The sequence below is a fragment of the Variovorax sp. P1_G12 genome (genome assembly GCF_056405555.1).
The window spans coordinates 141952-156231 of the sequence record NZ_JBFUBW010000002.1; the positions used below are offsets into that span (position 1 = coordinate 141952).

Below are 14280 nucleotides of genomic sequence, written 5' to 3' on the forward strand. Positions count from 1 at the left end.
TCTCGCGCACCGGGAGTCACGACATGATGACCTGCAGACTGTGCTCGTACGAGGCCGTGAGCTGCTCGAAGGTGTCGACCAGCGCATCGCTGGAGCGCACCAGCGATGCGCGCCCCTCGGCGCTGTCGAGGCCGCGCACGCCGCGCATGAGGTGGAGCCATTCGTCGCGCGCGATCGCCAACGCGGCACGGATCTCGGGCGAGCTCAGCGGCGCCTGTTCGAGTTCCCGCAGCGCGGCTTCGAATTCGTCCATGGTCGGCGCCAGCCGCTCCTGCGATCGCGCCGCGGGCAGCATCGACGCCAGCAGCGCGTCCTTCGCCAGCCGCTGCGCACGCATGCGCTGGCGGCCGCAGAGGTTGACGATGCGCAGCCCCCGGCGCGCGCCGGAGGCTTCGAGCGCGTCGGTCAGCGCTTCGGCGGCCAGGAGCAGGCCCTCGGCCCGCGCATCGATCCCGAGCAGCGCGGGCGCCGCCAGCCGCGCCGACAGTGCCGTTTCCAGGTCTTGCCAGGCGCTGCGCACCCGAGCCAGCGCCCCGGTGCCGGCCTCGCCCAGCGCCAGGGTGGCGAGATGATCCAGGTTGTGCTGCACCCGCTCGACGGATTGCGTGCGCAGCACCCGGGCGCGCCGCGCATCGATGCCGGCCAGTGCCTGCGCCGCCACCCGCACCAGCCGCTGCGACAGCATGCGCAGCTGGCCGGCGCGGTTGATCGCATCGGCCCACTGCGCGGCCTCGAGCACCGAGCGCGAGACCTCGCCGAGCCGCAGGTTGGCATGCATCGCGGCGCCGCGCAGGAGGCCGAAGGCCTCGTCCTCGCCGATGCCGCGCGCCGACATCAGCAGGCCCTTGGCGCGGTCGATCCACTTGCGCTCGTCCAGGCGGGTGCGAAAAGCATCCATCTCGGTGCGCAGCGCGGCCTCGCGCTGCCAGCGGGCCCGGGCACGAACCAGCAACGCAGCCAGCGTTGGCGCATCGAGCCGCTCGACCGGCGTCCAACCGTGCACGCCGAGCGCCACCAGTTGCTCGTGCACGCCGGCGTCCAAGGGCGCGCTGACCAGGCTCAGGGCGCAAGGCGGCCCGCCCGACCAGGCACGCAGCGCCCCGAGCAGCGCTTCGGGCAGCGCTTCGGGCGCACATGCGGGCAGCCAGATCAGGATCTGTCGCGGTGCCGATGCCTCGGCCTGGCGCACCATGTCGCCGCAAGCGACGCAGGCGACGGGCGCGATGCCGCACCCGGCCAGCGCCTGTGCGAGCGCCGCAGGCAGCGCGCCATCGATGGTTTCGGGGGGCAGGACGACAAGAAGTGGGTTCACGGTGGGGCAGGGAAAGCGATGCAAAGCATAGGCCAGGCCAGCAGGCGATTGCTGGCACGCCCCTTGCTTGATTCAAGGCGCGGTGTAACGAAGCACCGCCTTGGTGAAGCGGCAGGATCCTGCCCGCAGTCCGGCAACGCCAAGGCCGGGCACACCCGTCAGGCCACCGGCTGTCGCCGCGGCCACATCTCCCCAACCCTGTCCGACGACACGGCCCTCGCACGGCCGGGCCGCGGCATTTCGCACTGAACACGATGTCCAGCTTCAAGACCTTTCTGCATTCAGGCCACGGCCCGACGCTGTTCGCGGCCTTCCTGTACTTCTCGTTCTCGTGCTGCATCTGGGTGCTCAACGGCGCCATGGCGCCCTTCATCGGCGAGACCTTCGACCTCTCGCCGGCGCAGAAGGGGCTGATGCTGTCGGTGCCGATCATCGCGGGCGCGCTGATGCGCTTTCCGCTCGGCATCCTGTCGCAATACATCGGCCGCAAGAACGCGACCCTGGTCGAGATGGGACTGATCGCGGTGGCGATGCTGTTCGGCTTCTTCATGGTGAAGAGCTTCAACGACCTGCTCGCCATGGGCGTGCTGCTGGGCATCGCGGGCGCCAGCTTCGGTGTCGCGCTGTCGCTGGGTTCGGGCTGGTTCCCGCCGCAGCACAAGGGCCTCGCGATGGGCCTGGTGGGTGCCGGCAACGTCGGCACCGCGGTGTCGGTGCTGGTGGCGCCGCCGCTGGCGCAGTGGCTGGGCTGGCAGAGCGTCTACGGCGTCGCGGCCGGCGCGATCCTGCTGCCGATGATCGTGATGATCGTGTTCGCCAAGGAACCGCCGGACATCGACAGCCACGCCAGCTTCCGCGAGCACATCGCCTGCCTGTTCGAGAAGGACGGCTGGGTGTTCAGCCTGATCTACGGCGTCACCTTCGGCGGCTTCATCGGCCTCACCACCTTCCTGCCCTCCTACTACTACGACCAGTTCGGCGTGAGCAAGGTGCAGGCCGGCCAGCTGACCATGCTGGCCGCATTCATGGGCGCCGCGGTGCGGGTGATCGGCGGCTGGATCTCCGACCGCTGGGGCGGCGTCAACACGCTGACCCTGGTGCTGGCGGTGGTGGCAGTCGGCCTCGTGCTGGTGGGCCTCTCGTCGGCATCGCTGGTGCTCACCACGCTGCTGCTGATCGTCTGCTTCGCGGCGCTGGGCGCGGGCAACGGCGCGCTGTTCCAGCTGGTGCCGCTGCGCTGGCCGGCCAGCACCGCGGTGGCCGGCTCGATGATCGGCGAGATCGGCGCCCTCGGCGGCGGCCTGGTGCCCAACGCGATGGGCCTGTCCAAGCAATACCTGGGCAGCTACACCTGGGGCTTCGTCTTCTTCGCTGCGCTGTCGCTGGTGATGCTCGGCGTGATGCGCGCGATGCAGATCCGCTGGACCCGCACCTGGGCCGAAAAAGGCGGCCGCGCGCGGGTCGTGGCGCATCCACCGGCGGCTGCGAATGCCCCGAAGTCTCCCAAGGCCCGAAACGCATGAACCGCACCATCCTGATGCCAGAGATACCGCGGAACCGGCTTCGCCGGGCCGCTGGCATCGCCCCCGGCGAGGGGGTGGCGAGCGACACGCAGTGCGCGAGCCTGGGGGAGTGCCTATTTCGGCAGGAACAGCAGCCAGAACACGAGCAGTGCGTTGAACAGCAGCGACACGGCCAGCGCGATCTTGAGGAGCGCAGCCGGATCGCGGCGGATCAGGGGCGTGGCGCCCGGCGCACCGATCGGGCGCGAGGCGCCGCGCTCCAGCGCCAGCAGCAGTTCCTCGGCAGTCTCGAAGCGCTGGCGGGGATCGCGCGCCACCGCCTTGCACACCAGGTGGTCGAGCCAGACCGGCACGTCGGGGCGGATGCGCGAGAGCGCGGCCGGGTCGCGCCGGTACCGTGCCAGCTGGTAGGGCTCGATCTCGCCGTAGGGCAGGCGTCCCGCGAGCCATTGGTAGAGCGTGACGCCAAGCGCAAACAGGTCGCTCCCCGCATCGGCGCCGGCGTCCTCCCACTGCTCCGGGTTGATGTAGCTCGGCGTGCCGGCATGCAGTTCGCGCTGCGCGGCACCCTCGCGGCCGGACAGCGCCACGCCCAGGTCCAGGATGCGCCAGCGGCCGTCCTCGCCCAGGTGCAGGTTGCCCGGCTTGATGTCGCGGTGCACCACACCGTGACGGTGCAGCCGGCCCAGCGCCTTCGCGACGGCGATGGCCGCGGCAACCACCTCGGCGGCACTGCTGCGGTGGCCGGATTTCTGCAACTGCTCGAGCGTCCGGCCGCCGTGCCAGTCGAACACGATGTAGAGCGCGCTCGCATCCTCGGCACGTTCGTGCACGCGCACGAAGCCGCTGTCGGCGCGCGCGCTGACGCGCAGGCCCAGCCAGGCCTCGTGCGCCAGCATGGCGCGCTCCTGCGGGTCGCCAGCGCGCGAGGGATGCAAGGTCTTGAGGGCGACCAGTTCCCGCGTGACCGGGTGGCGCGCCTGGTAGAGCAGGTGCACGCCGGTGTCGGCCACCCGTGCCGTGATGACGTAGCCGTCGAGCGTGTCGCCCACCTTCAATGCAGCCGGCGGCGCCAGGCGGCGGACATCGCCGAGTTCGTCGTCGAGCTGGCGCGCATCGAGCCCGATGACGCGGATCACCAGCGCGGTGGCGTTGTCGCGCGTGCCGGCCGCCAGGGCCGCCCGCACCAGCGCCTCGCTCCCCTCCAGCGCCGTGCCCTGCAGCGCGAACCGGGCCAGCTGCTGCGCCTTGAGCACGCCGTGCACGCCGTCGGAACTCAGCACGAAGCAATCGCCGACGCGCACGTCGCCCTGCGCGTAGTCGACCCGCACCTGGTCATCCAGGCCGATCGCACGCGTGAGCCGGCTGCGCAGGTCCGGGTGCTCGAAGGCGTGGTCCTGGGTCAGCGCCACGGCCGGCTCGCCGCCCTCGCGCACCCGCCAGGCGCGCGTGTCGCCGACATGCGCCAGCGTGTAGGTCTGGCCGTGCAGCACCAGCGCGGTGAGCGTGGTGAGCGCAGTGCCGCCGCCCTGCCGGCGCCGGTTGTGGTCGGCCAGCCAGGCGTTCTGGGCGCCGATCAGCCGGTCCAGCGCGGCCGTCGGCTCCCAGGTGTCGGGCGTCGCGAAATAGTCGGCCAGCAGTCCCATCACCGTGGTCTGCGCGGCCTCCAGTCCCCGGCCGCCGGTGGACACGCCGTCGGCGATGGCGGCGATCAGCCCGCGCGTCTCCTCGCCGGGCGGCGCATGCACGGTGCCGGCGAAATCCTCGTTGACTTCGCGCGGCCCGCGCTGGCTGCTGTAGCCGATGTCCACTTCAAAGCTCATGGCGCGATTCTCCACGCGCGCCCTGGGCAACTCGCTTGATTGAATCCAGGAAAGGTCCAGCCCCATGAAGAAGATGAAACTCGTGATGGTCGGCAACGGCATGGCCGGCGTGCGCACGCTCGAAGAGCTGCTGAAGATCGAGCCCGATCTCTACGACATCACGGTGTTCGGCGCCGAGCCGCACCCCAACTACAACCGCATCCTGCTGTCGCCGGTGCTGGCCGGCGAGCAGACTGTCGACGAGATCGTGCTCAACAGCTGGGAGTGGTACACCGAGAACCACATCACGCTGCACGCCGGCAAGAAGGTGGTCGAGATCGACCGCGTGAAGCGCATCGTGCGCGCCGAGGACGGCACCGAGGCCGCGTACGACCGGCTGCTGCTGTGCACCGGCTCCAATCCCTTCATGCTGCCGGTGGCCGGCCGCGACCTGAAGGGCGTGATCGCCTACCGCGACATCGCCGACACCGACTACATGATCGAGACCGCCCGCACGCACAAGAACGCGGTGGTGATCGGCGGCGGGCTGCTGGGGCTGGAAGCGGCCAACGGCCTGATGCTGCGCGGCATGACCGTGACCGTGGTGCACGTGATGCCCTGGCTGATGGAGCGCCAGCTCGACGACGTCGCGGGCAAGCTGCTGCAGAAGTCGCTGGAGGACCGCGGCCTGAAGTTCCTGATGGGCGCGCAGACGCAGGAACTGGTCGGCGGCCCCGAAGGCCGCGTCACCGCGATCCGCTTCAAGGACGGCACCGAGGTCGCAGCCGACCTGGTCGTGATGGCGGTCGGCATCCGGCCCAACACCGAACTGGCCGAGCGCGCCCGGCTGCACGTCAACCGCGGCATCGTGGTCAGCGACACGATGCAGACCGTGACCGACGCCCGGATCTACTCGGTCGGCGAATGCGCGGCGCATCGCGGCATCGCCTATGGCCTGGTGGCGCCGCTGTTCGAGCAGGCCAAGGTGGCGGCCAACCACCTGGCGCAGTTCGGCATCGGCCGCTACCTGGGCTCGCTGACCTCGACCAAGCTCAAAGTCACGGGCATCGACCTGTTTTCGGCCGGCGAGTTCATGGGCGGCGAAGGCACCGAGGAGATCGTGATGAGCGACCCCTTCGGCGGCGTCTACAAGAAGCTGGTCATCAAGGACGACAAGCTGGTCGGCGCCTGCCTCTACGGCGACACGGTCGACGGCAGCTGGTACTTCAAGCTCCTGCGCGACGGCCGCAGCGTGCACGACATCCGCGACAAGCTGATGTTCGGCGAATCGAACATCGGCGACACCGGCCACGAGGGCCACAGCAAGGCGGCGTCGATGCCCGACGAGGCCGAGGTCTGCGGCTGCAACGGTGTCACCAAGGGCACCATCTGCAAGGCCATCAAGGACCGCGGCCTGTTCACGCTCGAGGAGGTCAAGAAGCACACCAAGGCCAGCGCCTCCTGCGGCTCGTGCACCGGCTTGGTCGAGCAGATCCTGATGTTCACGGCCGGCGGCGACTACTCGGCGACGCCGAAGAAGAAGGCGGTCTGCGGCTGCACCGACGTCAGCCACCAGGACGTGCGCGAGGCGATCCGCAAGGAACACTACCTGACCCACGACGAGGTCTACCGCAATCTCGGCTGGCGCACGCCCAACGGCTGCGCCACCTGCCGGCCGGCCATCAACTACTACCTGATCTCGACCTGGCCCAAGGAGGCCAAGGACGATCCGCAGAGCCGCTTCGTCAACGAGCGCAGCCACGCCAACATCCAGAAGGACGGCACCTACTCGGTGATCCCGCGCATGTGGGGTGGCCACACCACCCCCGACGAGCTGCGCCGCATCGCGGATGCCGCCGACAAGTACAAGATCCCGACCGTCAAGGTCACGGGCGGCCAGCGCATCGACCTGCTGGGCGTGAAGAAGGAAGACCTCGAGAACGTCTGGAAGGACATCGGGATGCCCTCCGGCTTCGCCTATGCGAAGTCGCTGCGGACCGTGAAGACCTGCGTCGGCAGCGAGTGGTGCCGCTTCGGCACCCAGGATTCGACCCAGCTGGGCAAGGACCTGGAACGCGCGCTGTGGGCGATGTACTCGCCGCACAAGGTCAAGCTGGCGGTCTCGGGCTGCCCGCGCAACTGCGCCGAATCGGGCATCAAGGACGTCGGCGTGATCGGCGTCGACTCGGGCTGGGAGATCTATGTCGGCGGCAACGGCGGCATCAAGACCGAGGTGGCGCAGTTCCTGATCAAGGTGAAGACCTCCGAGGAGGTGATGGAGTACGCCGGCGCCTTCCTGCAGCTGTACCGCGAGGAAGGCTGGTACCTGGAGCGCACGGTGCACTACATCGGGCGCGTCGGGCTCGACTACGTGAAGAAGAAGATCCTCGAGGACGCCGAGGGCCGCAAGACCCTGTGGGAGCGGCTGCAGTTCGCGCTCGACGGCGAGCCCGATCCGTGGTTCGAGTCGAGCCAGGCCTCGGTCGACGTCCGGCAGTTCACCCCGGTGGCGGTGGTCGACAAGCTGGCACAAACCGTTTGAAGAAAAGGGAGAGCACGACCATGAACGAATGGAAACCCATCTGCCGCGTCGACGACATCCCCGTGCTGGGTGCGCGGCGCGTGGCCCGTCCCGCGGGTGTCGACGTCGCGGTGTTCCGCAATGCCGAGAACCAGGTCTTCGCGCTGCTCGACCGCTGCCCGCACAAGGGCGGTCCGCTGAGCCAGGGCATCGTGTTCGGCACCAGCGTGGCCTGTCCGCTGCACAACTGGGCGATCGGGCTCGACGACGGCTGCGCGAAGTCGCCCGACGAGGGCTGCACGCCGCGCTTCGCGGTCAAGGTGACGGAGGGCGTGGTGCATCTGGACAGCGAGGAACTGGCGAGCCACGCCACCGACCTCGAGCGGCCGGTCGCCGGCCCGAAACGACCCGTCGCAGCTTGACCTCAGGAACACCATGAACCAAACACGCTCCACCTGCCCCTATTGCGGCGTGGGCTGCGGCGTGATCATCGAATCCGATGGCGCGCAGATCACCGGCGTGCGCGGCGACCCGGATCACCCGGCCAACTTCGGCCGGCTCTGCACCAAGGGCTCGACGCTGCACCTGACCGCGAGCGCCGCCGTCACGCGGCAGACGCGGCTGCTGCAGCCGATGCGCCGGGCCGAGCGCACGGCCGCACCCGTTGCCATCGGCTGGGAACCGGCGCTCGACCTGGCCGCCGACAAGTTCGCCCAGGTGATTCGCGACCACGGCCCGGACGCGGTCGGCTTCTATGTTTCCGGCCAGTTGCTGACCGAGGACTACTACGTCTTCAACAAGCTCGCCAAGGGGCTGATCGGGACCAACAACATCGACACCAACTCGCGCCTGTGCATGAGCAGCGCGGTGGCCGGCTACAAGAAGACGCTGGGCGCCGATGCGCCGCCGGCCTGCTACGACGACCTCGGGTTCGCCGACTGCCTGTTCATCGTCGGCAGCAACACGGCCTGGGCACACCCGATCCTGTTCCGGCGCATCGAGGATGCGAAGGCCGCCAACCCGGCGCTCAAGATCGTCGTGGCCGACCCGCGCCGCACCGACACGGTCGAGATCGCCGACCTGTTCCTGCCAATCCAGCCGGGCACCGACGTGATGCTGTTCAACGGCATGCTGCACCTGATGCTGTGGGAAGGCTGGACCGACGCCCGCTACATCGCCGCGCACACCAGCGGCTTCGACGCGCTCAAGGCCACCGTGCGCGATTGCACGCCCGACCGCGTGGCGCAGATCTGCGGCATCGACAAGGACGACCTGCTGCAGGCCGCGCGCCTGTTCGCCACCTCGGCGGCGACACTGAGCCTCTATTGCCAGGGGCTCAATCAGTCCTCCTCGGGCACGGCGAAGAACGCCGCTCTGATCAACCTGCACCTGGCGAGCGCGCAGATCGGCAAGCCCGGCGCCGGACCGTTCTCGCTCACCGGACAGCCCAATGCGATGGGCGGCCGCGAAGTGGGTGGCCTGGCCAACCTGCTGTCGGCGCACCGCGACCTGGCGAACCCGCAGCACCGCGAAGAAGTCGCGGCCCTGTGGGGCGTGCCGGCCGTTCCTGCCACACCCGGCAAGACCGCGGTCGAGATGTTCCAGGCCGCGGCCGACGGCGAGATCCGCGCGCTGTGGATCGCCTGCACGAATCCCGCCCAGTCGATGCCCGACCAGGCGACCGTGCGCCGCGCGCTCGAGCGCTGCGAGTTCGTGGTGGTGCAGGAGGCCTTCTCCACCACCTCGACCTGCGATTTCGCCGACCTGCTGCTGCCGGCCACCACCTGGGGCGAGAAGGAAGGCACGGTCACCAACAGCGAGCGGCGCATCTCGCGCGTGCGCCCGGCGGTGCCGGCACCCGGCCAGTCGCGCGGCGACTGGGCGATCGGCGTGGACTTCGCGCGCAAGCTCGAGGCGCGCCTGGCGCGCCCGGACATCTCCAGCACCCTCTTCCCCTACGCCACCGCCGAATCGGTCTGGAACGAGCACCGCGAGACCACCCGTGGCCGCGACCTCGACATCACCGGCATGAGCTACGCGATGCTCGAGGCCGCGCCCCAGCAATGGCCGCTGCGCGAGGGCGAGACGACGGGCCGCGCGCGGCTCTACGAGGATGGCGTCTTCCCCACCCCCGACGGCCGCGCCCGCTTCGTCGACACGCCCTACAAGCCCGTGGCCGAAGCGCGCGAGGCGCGCTATCCGTTCTCGCTCAACACCGGCCGGCTGCGCGACCAATGGCACGGCATGAGCCGCACCGGCACGCTGGGCCGGCTGTTCGGTCACGCGGCCGAGCCGAGCGTGCAGATGCACCCGCAGGACATGGCGCGCCGCCAGCTGTCAGAGGGCGACCTGGTCCATGTGACCTCGCGCCGCGGATCGATCGTGCTGCCCCTCGCCGCCAGTGCCGAGGTCGGCCTGTCCCAGGCCTTCATCGCGATGCACTGGGGCGGCGAGTACCTGAGCGGCAGCTCGAGCACGGGCCAGCGGCTGGCGGGCGTCAACGCGCTCACGACGCCGAGCTTCTGCCCCGACTCGAAGCAGCCCGAGCTCAAGCATGCGGCCGTCAAGATCCTGAAGGCCGAACTGCCCTGGTCGCTGCTCGCCGCCGCCTGGCTGCCGCAGGATGCGGCGCTGGACACCGCCGGCGTGCTGCGCGGGCTGATGCAGTCCTTTCCGTTCGCGAGCTGCGTGCCCTTCGGCGCCGGCAGCGCGCTGGAAGGCGGCGCTCCCGAACGCACCGGCATCCTGTTCCGCGCCGCGGCCTACGAGGCCCCGCCCGATGCCGTTCTGGCGCAGATCGAAGGCCTGCTGGCACTGGGCGGCAGCGACACCCTGCGCTACGCCGATGTCAAGCGCGGTCAACGGCGCGCGGTGCGCCTCGTGCGCGATGGCGACGACGCCCGTCTCGAGGGGTTCCTGCTCGGCGGCGACACCCGCGCCGAAGCCTGGATCAAGGCGCTGCTGCAGGACCGCCTGCCGGCCCAGGCCTACGGCCGCCAGCTGCTGCGCCCCGGGGCGGCGGCACCGGCCGGCGTGGCCGCGCGCGGCAAGGTCATCTGCAGTTGCTTCGGCGTCACGCAGACGGCGATCGAGGCCCAGCTGGCCGCCGGGTCCGGGACCGACGATGAGCGGCTGGCGGGGCTCCAGGGGGCCTTGAAATGCGGCACCAACTGCGGCTCCTGCCTGCCCGAGCTCAAGCGCATGGTGCGCGCCACTTCCGCCGCGAGGCATAAGCCCACTGCCCAACCGGCATAAGGCATGCGGGACAATCCGGGCACCCATGGGAATCAGTCACTACATCAAGGAAATCGGCCGCGGCGCACGCGGCGCCAAGTCGCTCGACCGCGCGCAGGCCACGGATCTGTTCGGCCAGGTGCTGGACGGCAGCATCACCGACCTGGAGATGGGCGCCTTCTGCCTGGCGATGCGCATCAAGGGCGAGACGCCCGAGGAGATGGCCGGCTTCCTCGACGCCACCCATGCCCGGCTGGCGCGCTTTCCGGCCACCGGGCGACCGCTGGTGGTGCTGCCGAGCTACAACGGCGCCCGCCGGCTGCCGGTGCTGACGCCGCTGCTGGCACTCCTGCTGGCGCGTGAAGGGCTGCCGGTGCTGGTGCATGGCGCGGCCACCGAATCGACCCGGGTGCTGGCGTCCAACGTGCTCGCCGCGCTCGACGTGCCGGCGCTGGCGGCGATCCGCCCGATCGCCGATGGCGAGACGGTGTTCGCACCCACCGAACTGTTGAGCCCCGGCCTCAAGCGCCTGCTCGACGTCCGTCGCGTGGTCGGCCTGCGCAACCCCGGCCACAGCGTGGTCAAGCTGATGCAGCCCGGCCTCGGCGACTGCGTGGTGGTCGGCAGCTACACCCATCCCGAGTACGCGCGCTCGATGGCCGCCACTTTCGAGCTGACCGGCATGACCGCCCTGCTCTCGCGCGGCCTCGAGGGCGAGAGCGTGGCCGACCCGCGCCGCACCGCGCAGGTCGACGGCTTCGTGCGCGGGCAACGCATCGCGCTGCAGGCGCAGCAGCCCGGCACCCAGGCCGAGGTGCCCGGCCTGCCCAGGGAAATCGACGTCGAGACCACCGCCGGCTACACGCGGCGCGTGCTGGCCGGCGAGCTGCCGCTGCCTCATGCCATCGCGCAGCAGATCGCGCAGATCCTTCAACTGGCGCAGCTGGCGCAAGAAACCGAAACCGCGGAGACCCCATGATCCCTCTTTCACTCCAGGGCAGTTGCACGCTGGTCGGGGCCGGCCCCGGCGACCCCGAACTGCTGACCCTCAAGGCGGTCAAGGCGATCCAGGCCGCGACCGTGCTGCTGGTCGACGACCTGGTCAACGACGAGATCCTGGCCTATGCCCGTCCGGGGGCGCGCATCGTCCACGTCGGCAAGCGCGGCGGCTGCCGCAGCACGCCGCAGGCCTTCATCGAGCGACTCATGATCACCGCGGTCCAGGAGGGCGAGACCGTCGTGCGGTTGAAGGGCGGCGACCCCTTCATCTTCGGCCGCGGCGGCGAGGAGGTCGAGCACCTGCGCGAGGCCGGCATCGAGGTGCGGGTGGTCAACGGCATCACGGCCGGACTGGCCGCCGTCACGGCACTCGGCGTGCCGCTCACGCACCGCGACCATGCGCAGGGCGTGGTGTTCGTCACCGGCCATGCGAAGACCGGGCATGCGGCCGGCGATCATCCGACCGACTGGCGGCAACTGGCTGCCACCGCGCGCGACGCCCGCCTCACGCTGGTGATCTACATGGGCGTCTCGGGCGTGGCCCATATCCAGGACGAGTTGCTGCACGGGCTGCCGGGCCCGACGCCGGTGGCCGTGATCCAGCACGCCAGCCTGCCGCAGCAGCGCCACCTCGTGACCACCCTCGCCGAACTGCGCGCGGACGTCGCGCGTGCGGAAATGGCGAGCCCCTCGGTGATCGTGGTCGGCGACGTGTTGCGCGGCCTGGCCGCGGCGGGCGTGCCGTCGACACGCTTCGGCACCTGAGCGCGACGCATTGAACTCCTTCGACGTCGTCGTCATCGGCGCGGGCGCCGCCGGCCTCTTCTGCGCCAGCCTCGCGGGCCAGCGCGGCCTGAAGGTGCTGCTCATCGACCACACCGAGCGCATCGCCGAGAAGATCCGCATCTCGGGCGGCGGCCGCGCCAACTTCACCAACCGCGATCTCGACGTGCGCGCGCCGCAGCGCCACTTCATCGGCGACAACCCCAACTTCTGCCGCTCGGCGCTGTCGCGCTACACGCCGCAGCAGTTCATCGCGCTGGTGCAGCGCCACGGCATCGCGTTCCACGAGAAGCACAAGGGCCAGCTGTTCTGCGACGGCCCCTCGCAGCAGATCATCGACATGCTGCTGGCCGAATGCGCGGCCGGCGGGGTGGCGCACTGGCAGCCCTGCAGCGTCGGCGAGATCGCCTTTTCCGACGAGGGCGGCTATCGGATCGAGACCAGCCGCGGCCCGGTCCGGACACCGCGCGTGGTGGTCGCCACCGGCGGCCTCTCGATCCCACAGATCGGCGCCAGCGACTTCGGCTACCGGGTCGCCGCGCAGTTCGGCCTGCGCGTGGTCGCGCCGCGCCCGGCGCTGGTGCCGCTGACCTTCGGCGGCGAGGCCTGGGAGCCGTATGCGGGCCTCGCCGGCCTTGCGTTGCCGGTGCAGATCGAGACCGGCAGCAAGAAGGAACGGATGACGTTCCACGAAGACCTCCTCTTCACGCATCGCGGGCTGTCGGGGCCGGCGGTGCTGCAGATCTCGAGCTACTGGAAGCCCGGGGCGCCGCTGACCATCGATTTCGCGCCCGGCACCGATGTCGCGGCCGCGCTGGGCGATGCCAAGCAGCGCTCCCGCAAGCGGATCGGCAACGAACTGGCGGCGCTGGTGCCCTCCCGGCTGGCGGACGCCTGGGTCGGCCAGGACGCGGGACTGCAGCGCCCCATCAACGAAGCCGCCGACCGGGCGCTGGCCGCGCTGGCGGAGCGCATCGCGCGCTGGCAGATAACGCCCAGCGGCACCGAGGGCTACAAGAAGGCCGAAGTCACGGCCGGCGGCGTCGACACCCGCGACCTGTCGTCCCAGACCATGGAATCGAAGCAGCCCGGTCTCTATTTCATCGGCGAGGTGGTGGACGTCACGGGCTGGCTCGGCGGTTACAACTTCCAGTGGGCCTGGGCCAGCGCGCACGCCTGCGCTCAGGCACTGTCGCCAGGGCCCCAAGCTGACGCTATAATCTCGGGCTAACTTCGGCCACCCCTCAACGGCCCACCCCTTTTTTCAGTTGAGGAACCCCGGCCCGGGGCTTCGATCTCTCCAGGCCAAATCCAACCAACCGATCCATAAATGACCACCATCCGCGTAAAAGAAAACGAGCCGTTCGACGTCGCACTGCGCCGCTTCAAGCGCACCATCGAAAAGCTCGGCCTGCTGACCGACCTGCGTGCCCGCGAGTTCTACGAAAAGCCGACCGCCGAGCGCAAGCGCAAGAAGGCCGCGGCCGTCAAGCGCCACTACAAGCGCGTGCGCAGCATGCAGCTCCCCAAGAAGCTGTACTAAGCACCTGCAGCGTTGGCCCCCGGGCCGACGCCCGGTTCAGCCCGGATCGAGCCGCGCCAGGGAATACCTGCCGCGGCTTTTGTTTTTTCGCTCCATCTACGAAAGCCTGCCATGAGCCTCAAGGACCAGATCACCGAAGACATGAAGACCGCGATGCGCGCCAAGGACTCCGAGCGCCTGGGCACCATCCGCCTGCTGCTCGCGGCCCTCAAGCAGAAGGAAGTCGACGAACGGGTCGAGCTCGACGACGCGATGGTCGTTGCGATCGTCGACAAGCTGGTCAAGCAGCGCAAGGACTCGGTCACCGCCTTCACCCAGGGCGGCCGCACCGACCTGGCCGACAAGGAAGCCGCCGAGATCAAGGTGCTCGAGGTCTACCTGCCGCAGCGCATGAGCGCCGAAGAGGTCGCGGCCGAGGTCAAGGCGATCGTCGCCGAGCTCGGCGCCAAGGGCCCGGGCGACATGGGCAAGGTGATGGGCGCGGTCAAGACCCGGCTGGCCGGCAAGGCCGACATGGGCCAGGTCAGTGCCGCCGTGAAGGCAGCGCTCGCGGGCGCCTGAAC

11 protein-coding genes are annotated in these 14280 nt (G+C 70.0%); 9 read left to right on the forward strand and 2 right to left on the reverse strand.

The features are described 5' to 3' along the window. Positions 1–16 precede the first annotated feature (16 nt). Positions 17–1312: an ANTAR domain-containing protein gene (locus AC1D2O_RS02855; protein WP_478087956.1), complete on the reverse strand. Its 1296-nt coding sequence runs from the start codon at positions 1310–1312 to the stop codon at positions 17–19. 254 nt (positions 1313–1566) lie between these two features. On the opposite strand from AC1D2O_RS02855, the gene AC1D2O_RS02860 reads away from it, so the two are divergent. Further along, entirely contained in the window at positions 1567–2835 is a 1269-nt protein-coding gene (locus tag AC1D2O_RS02860; RefSeq protein ID WP_478087955.1) for an MFS transporter, read from the forward strand. A 113-nt stretch (positions 2836–2948) separates the two neighbouring features. Here the strand turns inward: AC1D2O_RS02860 and AC1D2O_RS02865 are convergent, their stop codons facing one another. Beyond that, complete coding sequence (locus AC1D2O_RS02865; RefSeq protein WP_478087954.1) at positions 2949–4658, reverse strand: bifunctional protein-serine/threonine kinase/phosphatase; 1710 nt, start codon at positions 4656–4658, stop codon at positions 2949–2951. Positions 4659–4722: 64 nt separating this feature from the next. Between AC1D2O_RS02865 and nirB the strand changes: the two genes are divergently transcribed. The 8 genes from nirB (at position 4723) to AC1D2O_RS02905 (ending at position 14278) form a co-directional block, all read left to right on the forward strand. Beyond that, positions 4723–7179 (forward strand): nitrite reductase large subunit NirB, encoded by a 2457-nt coding sequence (gene nirB / locus AC1D2O_RS02870; RefSeq protein ID WP_478087952.1) that lies wholly within the window; start codon positions 4723–4725, stop codon positions 7177–7179. Between the two features lie 20 nt (positions 7180–7199). Next, positions 7200–7580, forward strand: a complete 381-nt coding sequence (gene nirD / locus AC1D2O_RS02875; protein ID WP_478087950.1) for a nitrite reductase small subunit NirD — start codon at positions 7200–7202, stop codon at positions 7578–7580. 13 nt (positions 7581–7593) lie between these two features. Next, on the forward strand, positions 7594–10413 hold the full coding sequence (locus AC1D2O_RS02880; protein WP_478087948.1) for a nitrate reductase: 2820 nt from the start codon (positions 7594–7596) through the stop codon (positions 10411–10413). 25 nt (positions 10414–10438) lie between these two features. Then, complete coding sequence (ybiB, locus tag AC1D2O_RS02885) at positions 10439–11371, forward strand: DNA-binding protein YbiB (RefSeq protein ID WP_478087946.1); 933 nt, start codon at positions 10439–10441, stop codon at positions 11369–11371. Further along, positions 11368–12156: a uroporphyrinogen-III C-methyltransferase gene (gene cobA, locus AC1D2O_RS02890; RefSeq protein WP_478087944.1), complete on the forward strand. Its 789-nt coding sequence runs from the start codon at positions 11368–11370 to the stop codon at positions 12154–12156. The genes ybiB and cobA overlap by 4 nt, the downstream gene beginning before the upstream one ends. Before the next feature lie 10 nt (positions 12157–12166). Next, positions 12167–13405, forward strand: a complete 1239-nt coding sequence (locus AC1D2O_RS02895) for a BaiN/RdsA family NAD(P)/FAD-dependent oxidoreductase (protein ID WP_478087942.1) — start codon at positions 12167–12169, stop codon at positions 13403–13405. 99 nt (positions 13406–13504) lie between these two features. After that, positions 13505–13717 (forward strand): 30S ribosomal protein S21, encoded by a 213-nt coding sequence (gene rpsU, locus AC1D2O_RS02900; protein ID WP_007833691.1) that lies wholly within the window; start codon positions 13505–13507, stop codon positions 13715–13717. A 111-nt stretch (positions 13718–13828) separates the two neighbouring features. Next, entirely contained in the window at positions 13829–14278 is a 450-nt protein-coding gene (locus AC1D2O_RS02905; protein ID WP_478087940.1) for a GatB/YqeY domain-containing protein, read from the forward strand. The last annotated feature ends 2 nt before the right edge of the window (positions 14279–14280 follow it).

Excerpts from the sequence above, each read along its gene's own strand:
- cobA (WP_478087944.1), top strand. The coding sequence starts at position 11,368 with ATGATCCCTCTTTCACTCCAGGGCAGTTGCACGCTGGTCGGGGCCGGC.
- nirD (WP_478087950.1), top strand. The coding sequence starts at position 7,200 with ATGAACGAATGGAAACCCATCTGCCGCGTCGACGACATCCCCGTGCTG.
- AC1D2O_RS02905 (WP_478087940.1), top strand. The coding sequence starts at position 13,829 with ATGAGCCTCAAGGACCAGATCACCGAAGACATGAAGACCGCGATGCGC.
- AC1D2O_RS02865 (WP_478087954.1), bottom strand. The coding sequence starts at position 4,658 with ATGAGCTTTGAAGTGGACATCGGCTACAGCAGCCAGCGCGGGCCGCGC.
- nirB (WP_478087952.1), top strand. The coding sequence starts at position 4,723 with ATGAAGAAGATGAAACTCGTGATGGTCGGCAACGGCATGGCCGGCGTG.
- AC1D2O_RS02860 (WP_478087955.1), top strand. The coding sequence starts at position 1,567 with ATGTCCAGCTTCAAGACCTTTCTGCATTCAGGCCACGGCCCGACGCTG.
- AC1D2O_RS02880 (WP_478087948.1), top strand. The coding sequence starts at position 7,594 with ATGAACCAAACACGCTCCACCTGCCCCTATTGCGGCGTGGGCTGCGGC.
- rpsU (WP_007833691.1), top strand. The coding sequence starts at position 13,505 with ATGACCACCATCCGCGTAAAAGAAAACGAGCCGTTCGACGTCGCACTG.
- ybiB (WP_478087946.1), top strand. The coding sequence starts at position 10,439 with ATGGGAATCAGTCACTACATCAAGGAAATCGGCCGCGGCGCACGCGGC.